The 15,313-nt window shown below is 38.3% G+C and carries 13 protein-coding genes, 2 tRNA genes, 1 other RNA gene and 3 pseudogenes; 10 read left to right on the top strand and 9 right to left on the bottom strand.

Annotated elements, in window-relative coordinates:
- Nucleotides 1-125: 125 nt before the first annotated feature.
- The 3 genes from HS1_RS04345 to HS1_RS04335 all read left to right on the top strand — a co-directional run bounded on the left by HS1_RS04345 (nucleotide 126) and on the right by HS1_RS04335 (nucleotide 2,804).
- Nucleotides 126-683, top strand: a complete 558-nt coding sequence (locus tag HS1_RS04345) for a thermonuclease family protein (RefSeq protein ID WP_066061436.1) — start codon at nucleotides 126-128, stop codon at nucleotides 681-683.
- Nucleotides 684-743: 60 nt separating this feature from the next.
- A complete protein-coding gene (locus HS1_RS04340; RefSeq protein ID WP_066061433.1) occupies nucleotides 744-1,634 on the top strand; it encodes a thermonuclease family protein in 891 nt (296 codons plus the stop codon).
- 252 nt (nucleotides 1,635-1,886) lie between these two features.
- Nucleotides 1,887-2,804, top strand: coding sequence for a zinc ribbon domain-containing protein (locus tag HS1_RS04335; protein ID WP_066061430.1), 918 nt, complete (start codon nucleotides 1,887-1,889; stop codon nucleotides 2,802-2,804).
- A 330-nt stretch (nucleotides 2,805-3,134) separates the two neighbouring features.
- Here the strand turns inward: HS1_RS04335 and HS1_RS04330 are convergent, their stop codons facing one another.
- Nucleotides 3,135-3,893, bottom strand: coding sequence for a hypothetical protein (locus tag HS1_RS04330; RefSeq protein WP_066061427.1), 759 nt, complete (start codon nucleotides 3,891-3,893; stop codon nucleotides 3,135-3,137).
- A 16-nt stretch (nucleotides 3,894-3,909) separates the two neighbouring features.
- A complete protein-coding gene (locus tag HS1_RS04325) occupies nucleotides 3,910-4,575 on the bottom strand; it encodes a type II toxin-antitoxin system antitoxin SocA domain-containing protein (RefSeq protein ID WP_066061424.1) in 666 nt (221 codons plus the stop codon).
- A 517-nt stretch (nucleotides 4,576-5,092) separates the two neighbouring features.
- Between HS1_RS04325 and HS1_RS04320 the strand changes: the two genes are divergently transcribed.
- Together HS1_RS04320 and HS1_RS04315 are read left to right on the top strand one after the other, a co-directional pair.
- Entirely contained in the window at nucleotides 5,093-5,719 is a 627-nt protein-coding gene (locus HS1_RS04320) for an ATP-binding protein (RefSeq protein WP_245670045.1), read from the top strand.
- A 185-nt stretch (nucleotides 5,720-5,904) separates the two neighbouring features.
- Nucleotides 5,905-7,347 carry a BPL-N domain-containing protein gene (locus tag HS1_RS04315; RefSeq protein WP_066061418.1) on the top strand — a complete coding sequence of 481 codons (1,443 nt, stop codon included), beginning with the start codon at nucleotides 5,905-5,907 and terminating at the stop codon, nucleotides 7,345-7,347.
- Nucleotides 7,348-7,388: 41 nt separating this feature from the next.
- Here the strand turns inward: HS1_RS04315 and HS1_RS04310 are convergent, their stop codons facing one another.
- Nucleotides 7,389-8,558 carry a hypothetical protein gene (locus tag HS1_RS04310; protein ID WP_066061415.1) on the bottom strand — a complete coding sequence of 390 codons (1,170 nt, stop codon included), beginning with the start codon at nucleotides 8,556-8,558 and terminating at the stop codon, nucleotides 7,389-7,391.
- 126 nt (nucleotides 8,559-8,684) lie between these two features.
- Here HS1_RS04310 and pstC point away from each other — a divergent pair, with 126 nt between their 5' ends.
- From pstC to HS1_RS13590, 5 genes and pseudogenes are all read left to right on the top strand, one after another.
- Nucleotides 8,685-9,563, top strand: a complete 879-nt coding sequence (gene pstC / locus HS1_RS04305; protein ID WP_066061412.1) for a phosphate ABC transporter permease subunit PstC — start codon at nucleotides 8,685-8,687, stop codon at nucleotides 9,561-9,563.
- Complete coding sequence (gene pstA / locus HS1_RS04300; protein WP_066061409.1) at nucleotides 9,560-10,411, top strand: phosphate ABC transporter permease PstA; 852 nt, start codon at nucleotides 9,560-9,562, stop codon at nucleotides 10,409-10,411. Before pstC ends, pstA begins: the two co-directional genes overlap by 4 nt.
- Nucleotides 10,412-10,895: 484 nt before the next feature.
- Nucleotides 10,896-11,533 (top strand): annotated as a pseudogene (locus HS1_RS13930) (IS110 family transposase); the annotation flags it as partial.
- Nucleotides 11,534-11,552: 19 nt separating this feature from the next.
- Nucleotides 11,553-11,785 (top strand): annotated as a pseudogene (locus HS1_RS13925) (hypothetical protein); the annotation flags it as partial.
- Between the two features lies 1 nt (nucleotide 11,786).
- On the top strand, nucleotides 11,787-12,101 hold a 315-nt coding region (locus HS1_RS13590), incomplete at its 5' end, for a transposase (protein ID WP_245669979.1).
- 562 nt (nucleotides 12,102-12,663) lie between these two features.
- Here HS1_RS13590 and HS1_RS04290 read toward each other — a convergent pair.
- The 6 genes and pseudogenes from HS1_RS04290 to tadA all read right to left on the bottom strand — a co-directional run.
- A complete protein-coding gene (locus HS1_RS04290; RefSeq protein ID WP_066061403.1) occupies nucleotides 12,664-12,972 on the bottom strand; it encodes a YbaB/EbfC family nucleoid-associated protein in 309 nt (102 codons plus the stop codon).
- Nucleotides 12,969-14,513: a DNA polymerase III subunit gamma/tau gene (gene dnaX, locus HS1_RS04285; protein ID WP_066061400.1), complete on the bottom strand. Its 1,545-nt coding sequence runs from the start codon at nucleotides 14,511-14,513 to the stop codon at nucleotides 12,969-12,971. Before dnaX ends, HS1_RS04290 begins: the two co-directional genes overlap by 4 nt.
- Nucleotides 14,514-14,530: 17 nt before the next feature.
- An RNA gene (gene ffs / locus HS1_RS04280) (signal recognition particle sRNA small type) lies at nucleotides 14,531-14,629 on the bottom strand.
- Between the two features lie 19 nt (nucleotides 14,630-14,648).
- Nucleotides 14,649-14,741: transfer RNA gene (locus HS1_RS04275), tRNA-Ser, on the bottom strand.
- Nucleotide 14,742: 1 nt separating this feature from the next.
- A tRNA-Ser gene (locus HS1_RS04270) sits at nucleotides 14,743-14,838 on the bottom strand.
- Nucleotides 14,837-15,283: pseudogene (gene tadA, locus HS1_RS13920) on the bottom strand (tRNA adenosine(34) deaminase TadA); the annotation flags it as partial. The gene HS1_RS04270 and the pseudogene tadA, both read right to left, overlap by 2 nt.
- Between the last annotated feature and the right edge of the window lie 30 nt (nucleotides 15,284-15,313).

Below are 15,313 nucleotides of genomic sequence, written 5' to 3'. Positions count from 1 at the left end.
GAGTTGTTAACAGTCATCCGCATTGATTCATTACTTAGGGAAGTGTGCCGTCATTATAGGCAATTCTCATGAGTAAAGTGCTATCTCGTCCCACTGTAGACTTCTGAATAACAAGGAGGGCAGACATGAGACGATTTAAACTGGCCCTACTGTATCTGGTTGTATTGTTTTTTGCCAGTTCTCTCTCCTTTGCCCAATTCTCATATCAGGCTACCATCCTGAAAGTTTCAGACGGCGATACAGTCTGGGTGTTAATGGATGGCCGGAGAGTAAAACTTCGTTTGCTGGGTATAGATACTCCTGAAAAGTTTAAAAGCAAGAAACTGGCCAGAGATGCCCAGGAGTGTGGTGTCTCTCAGGGTTACATAAAAAACCTAGGCCAGGAAGCCACACACTATGCCAAGTCGTTGCTGCATAAAGGCCAGAAAGTTGGGGTAGTGGTCTATGGCACAGGACACTATGGCAGAACTCTGGCTCTGATATACCTTCCAGATGGGACCTGTTATAATGAAAGAATTGTCCGGGATGGATATTCGTGTGTTTATAAATACCGCGGTCAAAAAAGTAAAGAATTACCCCAGGATGAATGGGTGAAACTAAATCAACTTCTTGAAGAGGCCAGAAAAAATCACGTGGGATTGTGGGGAAAGTACTACAATGTTATGGAATGTCTGTGCAGGTAAAGAGTAAAAATAAAAAACTCATTGACACCAATTGTCTCTCCGTGATATATAATTTCCAGTATGCCTATTCAAATATTTTGGGACCCCAAAGGTTTTGAACTTGATAGTTTGGGGAGAAAGAAATATCTTAGAGCCACAGATGGAGATACTCCTTATGTTTCCATCAGCATCAGAATGCTCAGTATTGATACCCCGGAAGTGCACTATCCTGGAAATCAGAAACCTTCAAGGCATGATGAAAAACTCGCACAACTGGCGGAATGGATTAAACAGAGGAAGGCACCTGTAAGCGATGGTCTGGCAGAATATCTTTACCCCAAACTCGTTACAGGTAAGGCCGGTACACTTCAAGAGGAACAAGGTATAAAGGCCACAGAGAAATTCAGAGAACTGGTAAGAGAAAAACTAACCCTACCTAATGGTAAAAAAAGAAGGGTCTTTCTGCGTGCCGCTGACCAGCATTTTGACCAGTATGGCCGGTTGCTTGCTTATATGTCTCCTTATTACAGCAAAAAGGAATTGGCTTCTATGTCTAGTAAAGACCGGGCCACATTTAACCTGTTGATGGTGGAATCAGGCTGGGGAGCTCCATTTCTTATTTATCCAAGTCTGCCCAAATATGATGACCTGGTTCTTTTTCGGGAAGCGGCAAAGGATGCATATGAAAATAAGAAGGGTGCATGGGCAGAACCCAAGATGCTTACTGGTTATGAGTTCAGAATGTGCGTCAGACTCTATGAAATTACAAAAAAGTTGGTAAAAGGCAAAAGGCTTTCATCAAGGGAAAAGTATGGCTGGATTAGCCGATTTTGTGCAGATATGACCACCAAAGAAATTTTTCCTCCTCAGGACTACTACAGAGTTTTGCCTTATAACCGAATCTTCATCTGGCCCCAGGATGTTGCAGAAGCAGTGGGAAAGATGAACTTGGTTCCAGGGGCGGTATCTTAATTTGGTATTATATCTGAACAGTTCGGATATGAACAGGTTAAAGCTTAACCGTCAGGCTGTGTAAAAAGTCAAAAAGTCTAATTAACGGTCGCAAAAAGTGGGAGGAAGAGGTAAAATACTGATAAAAAGTGGCTTAGTAAACCCAATTTGTAATCAAATAATGTGGAATAGTGGGAAGGTAAAATTTTAAAAATACTTATCACACAATCTGACGTTATACGAAATGCTCACAAATTTATGCAGAGGTGAATCATGAAAGTAAAATGTCCTAAATGTGGATTTGAGGACGAGGGTAAATTTTGCAGTAATTGTGGTGCACCCCTCCCCCAGCCGAATTCCTCCCTAGAACAGAAAGCTCCTACGGCTCCACCTGAGGCTTTATGGGTTGATAGATGTCCTGTTTGCAAATCAGGCAAACTATTACTGATCACTAAAAAAAAGTTTTTTGGCTTAGTTAGCGCTGAAAAATTTGAGTGTGACAGTTGCGGTGCAATCTTCAGGCCAAAAGGGGATAAATACAAGCTTACAAAGGTTACAGATACCTCCAACATAATCTGGCAGGAATATGGAAATCAGCTTCTCACGGAAAGAGAATGGAAAAATATCGCTTATGGTGGTATGTCAGATGCTAAACAAAAAGAAGCGGATATGGAGTACTGGATGACACAACTTAAAGAGGGGAATATTCCAATCCATATGGGCGGTGAAGCACCAATTTTATTGAAGAAAAAGGAAGAATTAATATTTGCCTTACCTAATATTTTCTTGTGGGAACCACGAGCAGTTAGACGAACTATAGGTGGATATGGAGGACCAAGTTTCAGAGTCGCCAAAGGCGTCTATTTTAGAGTTGGAGGATTTCGCGCCAAAAGTGAATCTAACGAAGAGTTGAGAACTATAGATCAAGGTTCTCTTACTTTGACTAATAAAAGACTCGTATTTTCGGGGGCGAAACGCACGATTAATATTGACCTACGAAAAATTGTATCGGTAGAACCTTACAGCGATGGCATAGCTATAAGAAGAGAGGGTAAGGAAAAAACGCAGTATTTCACAGGCATTGACCAAGCCAAACTCACTATCACTGTGGGCGAGAGAGTATACAAGGAGCCATTTTCTGGTTTGATACTAATGTATCTTATCGAAGGTTTGATAAAGAAAATAGAGTAAATTGATATATAGATTCAATGCTATGATAATGTAAAAAGGGAATTGTTCGCACATCGGATAAGATCAAATAGAAGTATTGGATAGAGGGCATTTTTCATCAGGACTCCCCCAAGGAAAAATGGGAATTTATCTCTTTAAATATGGAGATAAATATTTAAAAATTGGGAAAGCAGGTCCTAAATGGATCCAGACATGAGTAAATTTAATTTGAACAATGAAAATGTAGGTAATTGAATAAAACAAAATACACAGAGAATAGATATTTTAACTGCTTTTTAAAAGTGAGAATTTTTAAGTTGCAACACCCAAACCTTGGACCGTCCGCAATAACTACTTTTTGGTTTTTAATGAGATTTTATCTTTAACCTTGTCTTCAAATTCGTCATGTAACACCTTCTTAAGTGCTTTAAAATCTTCTCTCACTTTTCCTTCACAGCCAATACCTATCCATTCTTCAATCATGCATAGCAAAATATTACAGGCTTCCTGAGTTAATCGCAATTTAGTTGGTTTTACTGCAGGTTCTTGGGGATAAAATAGAAACATTCTGTCTATCCTTGCTATTCCAGATATGCTGTGCCTTGTGACAAAATCAGGTGGTGGGCAATAAAAAAATTGGGGCAATTGCAAATAATTGGCTATTACTCCCACCTCTTGGGGAATTCCCGAATACCTCCTTTCTTCGGTTTCAAGAGAGTATACTGGAATTCCTAACTTAACTTTCCAAATAAAATGCTGTCGTGGTTTGTTAATAATAGGGTCTAAAAGTTCATGGCCCATGTGTGTTGGATTTATTGCAATAACCGGCCGTTTTTTAGCCTTTACGAAAAGAGGTCTTTCTGTGAAGGTGAACTTAAAATGTTTCAAAGGTTCTGGAAAAGATTCAGGAAGGAAATCCTTGCGCCGAACGTTTCTTTTTCTGGCTTCAAAGTTACCACCAGTTTTGAAATCGATGATTTCCAGGATCTGTGGCACTTTTTTCAAATAAGGGGTGACTACATGGCAGAACTGGCCGGTTTGTATTGGCCAAAATTGATCTATTTCTTCATAAAAAGGTTCAATCAGTTCTAAAAGTCCATTTGAAGTCATTTATCTTTAGCAACGATTATTCCAACTCTGAAGAAGCTTCCTCTTCGTCCCAGATACGATAGGCTTTTTCTACAATCTTAAGTACTTCTGGTGATAAACAAAGCGGCTTTCTGTTTTTTAATATTTGTTCCCTTCTGCTGACAATTCGTTCGATCAAAGCACGGCATTTTTTGCGCCTTTCCTTTGACATTCTCGGAAGGTGGATTTTTTTTAAAGGGGGTAATTTCTGGGCTGTAGAAAAGTCGAGATAATCTCCATAATCGGCTTCTAACATTGGCTCTGTCTCTGAATAAATATAATTAAGTAAACCCGTAAGGTCGCCGGCAAATGTTTTTATGTAGTATTTTAGAGGAGACGAAACTTCAGCGGGGATATGCCGCTCATATTTCTCACTATGAAATCTGGAACCTTTTATGAAAAGTTCACCTTCCAAACCTTCTTCAACAAATATAAGACTTTTTTGGTGGGCTTTCTTAATAGATTCAACTGCTTCTGTGCAGTAAGGGCCATAATGCCAGTATCGCCACGGCCAGTTGCTCAGAGTTTTTTTGTATTCTCTAGCATAAAAAAGGTCGGCTAGGTAAAGAAATTTTACTACCTGAGTTTTAGAAAGACTAATACCAATTTCCTGGGCATAAGCGGCAACAAAACCAACGAGGTATTCAAGATATTGCTTATTCATACTTTAAACTAACCAAAAACTTAGCAAGGCTTACCAAGAAAAAAGCAAGTTCCTGTGGTTGGAAAAGGAACAGCATTTTAACAGAATCTCCAAACAGTTTAACATCTATTTAAGTTGTAACCTAAATTATGTACTTGTGTCAACTGTGAAAAAAGGATTATTCCGTCAAGTTTACGTCAAATGACGTAAAAACTGAGCCGAAATTCCACCAAGTTCCGTGAAAATCTTGGCGTGTCAGGAGGGATTCGCCCCACGACCTACGGAGACGAACCTGTGGTGCTGGGAGTGCCTTCTGAAGGAAAATGAAGGAAGTCGACAGCAATAAACAAGTATGCATTGCTTTTCCCCCTGGCAGCCAGGGAGTAGAATTGAATCCACGCCTGAATGAGGCAGGGCAGAAAAGACTTGCCAGGGGGAATGTATCTTTGCATTTCAGAAACAATTTGTCAAGGTCAGGCCGGAGGTAAAACCATGTCTATACACGACTTTCAGAGGTAAGCCAGAAACTTAAAACAGCATATTATTCTTAGATGAGCTTCCAGAATTTAGAAGGAATGTACTGGAGGCCTTAAGACAACCTTTGGAAGACGGCATGATTACTGTAGCCCGCGTAGGGGCAACTGTTAGTTATCCTGCCCGATTTATGTTGGTTTGTGCCATGAATCCCTGCCCTTGTGGATTTTTAGGAGATTCTAAACATCAATGCACCTGTAGTTATTTACAAATTCAGCGTTATAGAGCCAAGGTTTCAGGGCCTTTATTGGACAGAATTGACTTACATATTGAAGTGCCTGCCGTTAATTATCAGGATTTAAGTCAGCCTCTAAAGAGTGAAAGTTCAGTGGAGGTAAGAAAAAGGGTAGAAGCAGCCAGGGCTATTCAAAATCAGCGATTTGCTAAAAGAAAGATTTATTGTAATGCCCAAATGGGCACTAAGTTGGTAAACAAATTTTGTGTGCCTGATAAGACAGGAAAGACATTGCTTGAAACCGCCATGGAACGATTGGGTTTAAGTGCTAGGGCCTATACGCGTATCTTAAAGATTGCCCGCACTATTGCCGATTTAGAAGCAGAAGAAAAGATTTTACCTCAACATATTGCCGAAGCTATTCAATATAGAACCTTGGATAGAGAAATAATTTAATAGAAATTCAAGGGGCATGTAATGCCCCCTGAAGATGCTTTATTTCCTCCTCTCGTATTGATAATTCTATTTATTACAATCTCCTTTCAAAAATCTAATTGAAAATATTTATAGAGCTATAAATTTTTTAAATGGAAAATATCTAAAAATTGACACACAGATTTCTTACAAATATAATGTTTTTTATGCAGTTTTTTTGGCTAAAATGGAAGACTACTTCATGCCAGGTTTTAAAAGATGTTGCCCAATTATTAAAAGATGAACTACCTGTTTACCGTCAAGGGCGTAATTTCTATTTTCTAAAGGAAAAGAAAAATGCCAAGGTAATTGATTTAAATCACACTTCTTCTCTTAAACCTCTTCATTTGGGCCATGTTGCCCTTTTATGGAATGGAAGCTATTTGTTTGGCCTTATGACTTTCTGGCAGTTAAAAAAACTTGGCATCCCTTGCTCAGTAATCACAGCAGAAGAAATTAAACAGGGAATATTAGAAAAACACCATCTTTTGCTGGTTCCAGGAGGATGGTCTGGTCCTAAAAGTGAGGCTTTAGGTGAAAAAGGAAAGAAGGAAATTAGGAAATTTGTGAGACAAGGGGGAAATTACTTGGGCATATGTGGAGGAGCAGGTTTGGCCTTGAGTGATACAGATGGTTTGGGACTTTTACCCATAAAGCGAAAAAAAAACAGGGGCATCGCTAATTTTTATGGAAAGATTGTCCTCAAACAAACTACTTCCCACCCTTTATGGGAGGGTATTCCAAATGAGGCTCCTTTTAATGTCTGGTGGCCAGCCCTATTTGAGGTTCAAGATAAAGAAGCCATTACAATTTTAGGAACATACAGTGACATCAGCCCAGAATTTTTTGTAGCTGATTTAAACATTTTAGACCTCAAGAAATACAGTAAAATACAAAAATGGGAAGAACAATATCAAGTAAACATAGACCCTGGTATTTTAAAAAATCAACCTGCCCTTTTAGAGGGGAAATATGACCAGGGTAAAGTAGTGCTTACTTATCCTCACTTAGACACACCTGATAATCCCTGGGAAGCCTTGGCCTTATTCAATCTATATCATTCCTTTTTTAACAAGCCCTTTGCCATACCAACTCAACCATTAAAGTCTTATGAAGAAATGCCCAAATATGTTTTAAAGCTTATAAAAAAACTTAAAATGGCAATGGAGGAATTTTTCCAATTTGGTCAAAGAAATTTTCTTTGGTATTGGTATAAACCCTGGATGCTCAGATGGCGAAAAGGCATAAGGGGATTTCATTATCTTACCCTTTATCTTTTAATAAAGGAAATAAATAGATATACACATAAAAAGCCAGTTTTTGTTTCTCCTGATTTAATCATTCCTCACTTGGAAACCTTAGTAAAAATTGTTTTGCCCTTTTTAGAAAAGGCAAAATCTCTTCTCTTAAAAGAAAGATATCTGCTTAATACAAAGCCATTGAGTTTGATTTCTACAGATAATAAAGAGCTAAATATTCTCCGCCAAGAACTCTTTGGTGAAACCCCTGCCTATGGGGGGAAATTTAAACAGATTCTTTGTTATGCTGATAAAATCTTAGTCCCTTTTTTGAAGGCTGAGGCTAACAATATCTACTCAAAACCGCGATAACTTTAAAATAAAACAATTCTGGGGAAGTCCTGTCATGGGAGTTAAAACTTTAACTGTAATACGGTTTGACCAAAATACTCATCTTCATAATGAGGATTATCATGCCAAAGTTTTTCAAAAGTGATTAAAAACATACAACCCCAAACCCCTTTATAAATATCATGACTTATGGAGGTAATTAATCTTCTTTGAATATCATTGGTGCTATCTAGATTTGGGTCCCACACATCGTATCTTGCCCAAACTTTCAATTTTTTATACCAGGGTATTCTATACATACCCCAAAAGGAAAACCCCCTCTTGTCTCTTTCATCACGGTAAAGTTTTCCATCATCCCCTTTATAAAATCCATTTTGAGACCCTTTATCCCTAGCATATTCAGCGGTGATAGTGAAAGCAGGTGCCTGATAGCTAATAAAAAATGTATTTACATACCAATCAGGTGGGTCTCCTGTGGCTATATTATCAGTCCCAGGAAAATAGACTTTTTGCTCTTTATAATTTTCCCCTTCATTAGAAAGATTCCCTTTACCCAAGATCCCAAAATAAGTAAATTGTAATCCTGGTAAAATATTAGGTAGTGGTCTTAAAGTAATACGCGTCTCTAAGGCTTTATTAGTATTTTTTTCACCTTGATGATAGCCACTGCCGTTATATACTCCAAAGGCAAAGCTGCCATAGCGACCAGCATAGTATTTATTAACTTCTTCCTTATATTTTTCACTCATTTCACCACCAAAATATCCAAACCAGGCAATTCCTTGGTCTGCTGAATTAAACATATGATTTCTTTCTTGAAACATAGTGCCCTGACAGCGATAGGGATTTACATGTTCCTCAAAATCCAGCCAGGGAAAATGAATCTGTCCAATCTCTATGAAATTATTCGTAAAAAATAAAAAATTTTTAAAATAAAATTTCCCATAAAGATATTTTAGTCTTACCTTTACATCACCATCTCTATCCCTTGTCACATCAGGAGTAACCCGTGCATGAAACCAAGGCGTAATTTGTTTTTTTATATTTATATACCCTCTAGTAATACCCCACCCACTATAATCTTTTCCTTCTTTATCTTCTCCACTCTTAAAATCCAAATACCACAATCCTCCAATAGAAACCCCTTTCAGTCCCTTTGGTAAATCAATGTTTGCCTCTAACAAAGTGAGTGGCAAAAACACCAGTAAAAAAACTAAAAAAACACTTCTCATTTTAACCTCCTAAAAAATTTTGGTCAAAATATACCAAATTCATTACAAAATGATGACATTTTTAATAATTTTATGTCACAATTTGGTAATAAAATTGTAACAAAAAGGTGCTAATAATCAGTTTTTATGAAAACAAAGGAAATCATAATAAAAATGGTATTTTTATGCTTGGCCCTGGTTTCCATCTTTTCTCTTGCCTTTATTGCCATTTTCCTTTTTAAAGAAGGGCTTCCCATTTTTAAAAAGGTGTCTTTAAAGACATTTTTATTTGGTAAAGAATGGTATCCTACAGATGAGCCACCTGCCTTTGGCATTTTGCCATTGATTATAGGCTCGTTGGTAGTAACTCTCCTTTCATCCCTTATAGCTGTCCCTCTAGGAGTGCTTTCAGCAATTTATATCTCTGAATTGGCAAGACCTTTTATAAAAGAGATACTAAAGCCTCTCATTGAACTTTTGGCAGCACTGCCTTCTGTAGTGATTGGCCTTTTTGGTATGACCATTATAGCACCTTTTTTACAAAAGACGTTTAATCTATCTACAGGATTAAATGCCTTTAATGCCTCTTTAATGCTTGCATTAATGTCTATTCCCACCATTACTAGTATTTCTGAAGATGCTTTGCACAATGTGCCTTCAGAATTAAGAGAAGCTTCTTTTGCATTAGGGGCAACCAAGTGGGAGACTATTTATTATGTTGTAGTGCCGGCTGCTTTATCAGGTATAGGCACGGCGGTTATTTTAGGCATAGCAAGAGCATTAGGGGAAACTATGGTGGTTTTGATGGTGGCAGGAGGGGCTGCATGGATACCAGAAAGCATTTTTGACCCGGTGCGTCCTATGCCAGCGGCGATTGCAGCAGAAATGGGAGAAGCACCTGTAGGCAGTGAGCATTATCATGCCCTTTTTGCTATTGGTCTGGTGCTCTTTTTCTTTACTTTGGGTTTTAATCTTATTGCTTATTACATTGCCCAAAAATATAAAAAAGTAGGGGAGGCACTTTGAGAAAGATAAAACAATTTTTTGCATTTTTCTTGATACATCTGGCTACTATCATTATATGCCTGGGACTCTTTTCCATATTATTTTTTATCTTTAAAAACGGTATAAGTGCTATAAATTTTGATTTTCTGACAAAGCCGCCTATAGAGGCCATGACCAAGGGGGGTATATTTCCAGCTATTGTAGGCACATTTTACCTTAGTCTAGGGGCTATTGCTTTTGCCTTTCCTTTAGGGGTAGGAACGGCCATATACCTTTCTGAATATGCAAAAGAAGGAAAAATTGTGCATATTATAAGAATTGGAATTAACAATCTGGCAGGAGTGCCTTCCATTGTTTTTGGGCTGTTTGGGCTTGCCCTTTTTGTAGTATATCTTAAATTTGGTTCATCTATCCTTTCTGGTTCTTTGACGCTAGGCGTTTTAATATTACCTATTATTATTCAAGCATCTGAAGAGGCACTAAAGGCAGTCCCTCAGTCTTATAGAGAGGCTTCTTATGCCTTAGGAGCTACCAAGTGGCAGACTATTTTTAGAGTGGTATTACCTGCCGCCTTCCCTGGAATTTTAACCAGTGCTATTTTGGGCTTGAGTCGGGCTGCAGGGGAAACTGCCCCTATTATGTTCACTGCTGCTGCCTTTTATACCCCAAGGCTTCCCCACTCCATATTTGATGAGGTAATGGCACTTCCATACCACATCTATGTCCTGGCTACCGCAGGCACCCATATTGAAGAAACCAAAGCAATTCAATATGGCACTGCCTTGGTATTAATTTCCTTAGTGTTTGTGCTCAATTTAGGTGCTATTATTTTACGTATTAGGTTTAGAAAGAAGTTAGGAGCCCGTTAACCCAATTCGTATAAACCCCAAATATAAAATTGACAGGGCTACGTCAAAGTCAGGCTATAAGTAATTTAACAAAAAGAACAAACGTTTAAATATGGTCTAAAAAATCCAAATTTCAAAATCCAAATACCAAATGAAATCCAAATATCTAAATGCCAAAACATTAAAACCAGTGAGTAGTGAAATAGTGAGGGAATGAAATAGCCAAATGTAGTGGAATTGGGGTCTATAATTAAAAGTGAGAGTAAAAAATAGGGAATGAAATTAAGAAGCCTTCTTTATGTGATATAAATGATAAATGGCTAGGGGAACATTTGTGGCTAACGGGGTCAGTCAATAATGTTGAATTATTGTGACTCGGTTTGAATTGCCGGATGTTCTCCTGCCAATACCCTGTCTAATGGAAAGGTGCCTTTAAGTGGCTATTATAGACGGGATAAAGGTATTGGCAGAGCCATAAAATATCAAACATAAAGGAGGGTGAGGCGTGAAAAGGTTATCTGGAGGAATCGATATTGGCAGTGATAATCATCACATAATTATCATGGATGATGAAGAACAGATTTTGTATGACCAGAAGATAGCACACAAATTCAGTGAATTTTATAAGGCAGTTAGAGAATTTAGAGAGATTGAGAAAAGAGAAGGTGGGATAATATCATTTGCAATTGAAGGAAAGAATGGATACGGAGCACCATTTGATCGGATACTTATAGAGAGCGGATTCACCTTATACAATGTAGATAATTTAAAATTAAAACAATTTCGGAATGTATTTGGGGCAGAATGGCGTAACGATAAAAGGGACGCAAAAATGTTAGCAAAAATGCTGAAATTAAGAGATTATTTAGACGCTGAAAATGAAAAGGCATTCATTGCGGTAGAGAAGGCAACAAAAATCAATGAAAAGTTAAAGATTCTGTCTCGGCATCAACAAACCCTGATAGATGAGAAGATAAGGTTGCAAAACAGGCTTCGAAAAAGGCTATTAGAAGTATGTCCTGAGATATTAGAGATTGGTGATACAGACAGCAAGAAGATGTTGAGGCTTCTGGTAAGGTATCCTGATTTTTCGAGATATAAGAGACTTACTATGGGAGCTTTACTTAAAATAAAGATGATTGGNAAAAAACAGGCCTCTTTAATGTTAGAAAGTCTTCGCAACACAAAATACGTCGAAGAACTGGCAGATATATACAAAACGATTATATCATCTCATTCTCGGCGTATTTTAGAACTAAAAGAGGAGATTGAGATGTTGGATAAGAAGCTGGAAAAGCTAGGAGAAAAGAGTTCTGAGGTCAAGCGTTTAAAAAGTATCTCAGGAGTAGGAACAAAGCTTTCAAGCAGATTGGTCGGAGAAATTGGAGATATCAANAGATTTAAAAACGAGAGGCAACTTGCGATCTATTGTGGTGTAGCCTGTATAGATGATGAGTCTGGTAAACACAAAAGGACAAGAGTTGTATATAAGGCTAATAAGATATGTAAAGCAACTATGATTGAAATTGCGGGCTGCACAATTCGGTATGTTTCAGAATCCGCTACTTACTATGCTAAAAAACGGACTGAAGGGAAAGAGCATAACCATGCCTTGCGCTGCCTTGCTAGACAATTGATAAAAGTTATTTTTAAGATGTTAAAAGAAGACCGAGACTATATCTTAAAGGAGGAAATGGAGAAGGCTGCTTAAAAAATATTTCCATTTTTTACTTGACTTTTTAAATGGAAAGTTCAAACCTACAAAATACAGTTAAGAAAATAGAAAACGGAAAACAGAAATTCCCAGTTTCCATTTCCAACGTGTTAACTTGCAAACTTTCTAACTTGCAACTTTGTAAACGTGCATAAAGAAGGAAAGGGAAACGGGAAACAGAAAATAGAAAATAGAAATTCCCAATTCCCAGTTCCTAATTCCCAATTCTAACGTGCTAACGTGTTAACTTGCCAACTTTCCAACTTGCAACTTTGTAATGCCTCAATCAAAAAGAAGACTAGAATTGACTAGGGACTAAGGACTAAGGACTAGGGACTAAGGACTAAGCACGTCTCATCGTTCTAACGTGCTGACGTTCCAATTTAACAGAAGGCGATTTTGCATTTTTCAATTTGCATTCTGCATTCTGCATTGAGCCATTGCGCTTATCATTTGGATCTCCGTTAAAATTACTTTGACGAAGTCCTAATAAAATTGACTCTTTATTTAAACCTTATCTTTTGTAACCAATTTGCAGCTACTGAAATTTAAAAATTTTTTAGAATAAACCAGGAATCTTTAATCCTCCAGTTATTTTACTCATCTCTTCTGCCACCATTTCTTGGGCCTTTCTCAGGGCATCATTCACTGCCGCTAAAATGAGGTCTTGAAGCATTTCTATATCCTCTGCATTGACTACCTCTGGGTCTATAGTAATAGATAAAATTTCCTGTTTCCCGTTTGCTATTACCTTTACCATTCCACCACCTGCAGAAGATTCTACAGTTTTTTGCTCTAGTTCTGCTTGCAACTCTGCCATTTTAGCCTGCATTTTTTTAGCTTGTTTCATTAATTGGTTGATGTTCATTGTTTCCTCCGTGATGGAGTAACTACTTCACCTCCAAATATTTTTAATACTTGCTTTAAAAAATCCAATCCCTTCTTGTTTTCTTCTATTGTATCTATTTTGGGGTGATTTTCTTTAAATTTGTGATTGGTATCAATAATAATTTCACCTTCCTTGCCCAAACAATTTTTTAATATTTGCCACAATTGCTTGTCCTCTAGTAACTTCGCTTTTGTTTTGGATATTTTTAAGGTTATAGTAGTATCATTCCGGATTACAGGGGCATTTTCTAAAACAGGCACTAGAATGGGACATTCTCTTTTTAAACTCTTTAAAAAGGCCTTTTTAAAGATTATATCTTCCTGAATTAAAGATTCCCTTTCACTTTCTTCCTCAGGCCTTTCAGATTCTTTTGAGCGTTTGGTTTTTAATTCAACATGGCTAAGTTTTTTTATAATCACATCAATAGGAACAATATTAGCAAACTCTGTGAGTTTAATTAAAAGAGCCTCTAAAACAAAACGAGGTTGAGTGGAATTTCGCAATATTTGTTCTTCAGCCAACAGTATATCAAATAGTTGTTCCAGATGTGTCAGGGGATAAATTTGAGCCAGAGTGGCTAATTGGGCACGTTCGTGTTCTGGTAAATCTACCAATGAAGTTTGAGGATTGATTTTGATCATTAACAGATGACGCCAATACATGACTAGCTGACGGTAAAACTCCTTTAGGTCTTCTCCTTGTTCACAAATATGGGAAACGATTTCCATTACTCTATTTATATCGGTTTTTAAAATAGCCTCTAAGGCTTGAAGTATCAACTGGGTATCAAATAGACCGAGAATGGCCCGCACGTGCTCCCCTTGGATAGGGGGTGCAGAAAAAGAAACTACCTGGTCAAGAAGGCTTAAGGCATCACGTAAACTTCCATCTGCAGCACGAACGATAATCCAAAGTGCCTCTTGGTCAATTTTTATTTTTTCTTGAGTGATTACTTCTTTAAGCCTTTGGTGCAAAATTTGATTGCTTATTCTGCGAAAGGGATAGCACTGACAGCGGGACATGATAGTAGATGGAATTTTATGCGGTTCGGTAGTGGCAAAAATAAAGATTACATGGGGTGGTGGCTCTTCGAGGGTCTTGAGTAAGGCATTAAAGGCCTCTTTGGTCAACATATGGACTTCATCAATGATATAAACTTTATACCTACTGCTAGAAGGAAGATACCTTACATTTTCCCTAATTTCTCTAATTTCATCTATACCCCTATTGGAGGCCCCATCCATCTCATAGACATCCATGAAAGTGCCCTGAGCGATTTCGCGACAGGAAGGACATTGATTACAAGGTTCTGGAGCAGGTCCCTTTTCGCAATTTAATGCCTTAGCTAGAATACGGGCAACAGTGGTTTTCCCAACTCCTCTGGGGCCACAAAAAACCATGGCATGAGGCACGCGGTTAGCTTTAATGGCATTTTGGAGTGTAATGGTTACATGAGATTGGGCAGCTACTTCCCTAAAAAATTGAGGACGCCATTTTCTGGCTAATACTAAATAAGACATGCTTCATATTGTAGAGCGGCAGCCAGGCTACCTGCAACACACGACAGCTCCCACTTACCGCTGCTCCCTTCCGGGCCTGACGGGGTTCGCAGGTTGTCGTTGCACAGGGCCCAGCTACCAGTTTTTATTCTCTTATGGCGGAGAGAGTGGGATTCGAACCCACGGTGCGCTTTTTAAACGCACACACGATTTCCAGTCGTGCCCCTTCGGCCTCTCGGGCATCTCTCCCTGGCGGAGAGGGTGGGATTCGAACCCACGTGTCCTGCTCATCACAGGACAAGGCGATTTCGAGTCGCCCCCGTTACGTCCACTTCGGTACCTCTCCGCTTTTTAAAAAATGCTTGCATCAAGGCCTGTGCTTCTTGGGCCATGATGCCACTTTTTATTTCCAAATAGTGATTTAAATTAAAATCTTTTATGTTTAAAACAGAGCCAAAGGCTCCCATTTTAGGTTCAAAAGCACCAAATATTAAACGTTTTATCCTTGCTTGCATAATTGCCCCTGCACACATCAAACACGGTTCTATAGTAACATAAAGCTCAGTATCTAGCAAGCGATAGTTTCCTGTGATTTTTGCAGCCTGACGCAAGGCAAGTATCTCCGCATGGGCAGTAGGGTCAGCCAATTGTATCACTTGATTATGAGCTATACTTAAGATTTTTTCTTGTTTTACCACCACTGCCCCTACGGGCACCTCTCCCTCTTTTTCTGCTTTTAAGGCCTCCTGTAATGCTATTTCCATAAAATATATATCTTTATCTTTCTCCATTTTACCATTATAACATATAATATATAGTAG

Source organism: Candidatus Desulfofervidus auxilii, assembly GCF_001577525.1.
In the GTDB taxonomy this organism is placed as follows: Bacteria; Desulfobacterota; Desulfofervidia; order Desulfofervidales; family Desulfofervidaceae; genus Desulfofervidus; species Desulfofervidus auxilii.
Note: the sequence above shows the minus strand (reverse complement) of the source record. Positions and strands in the feature narration are given on the sequence as shown.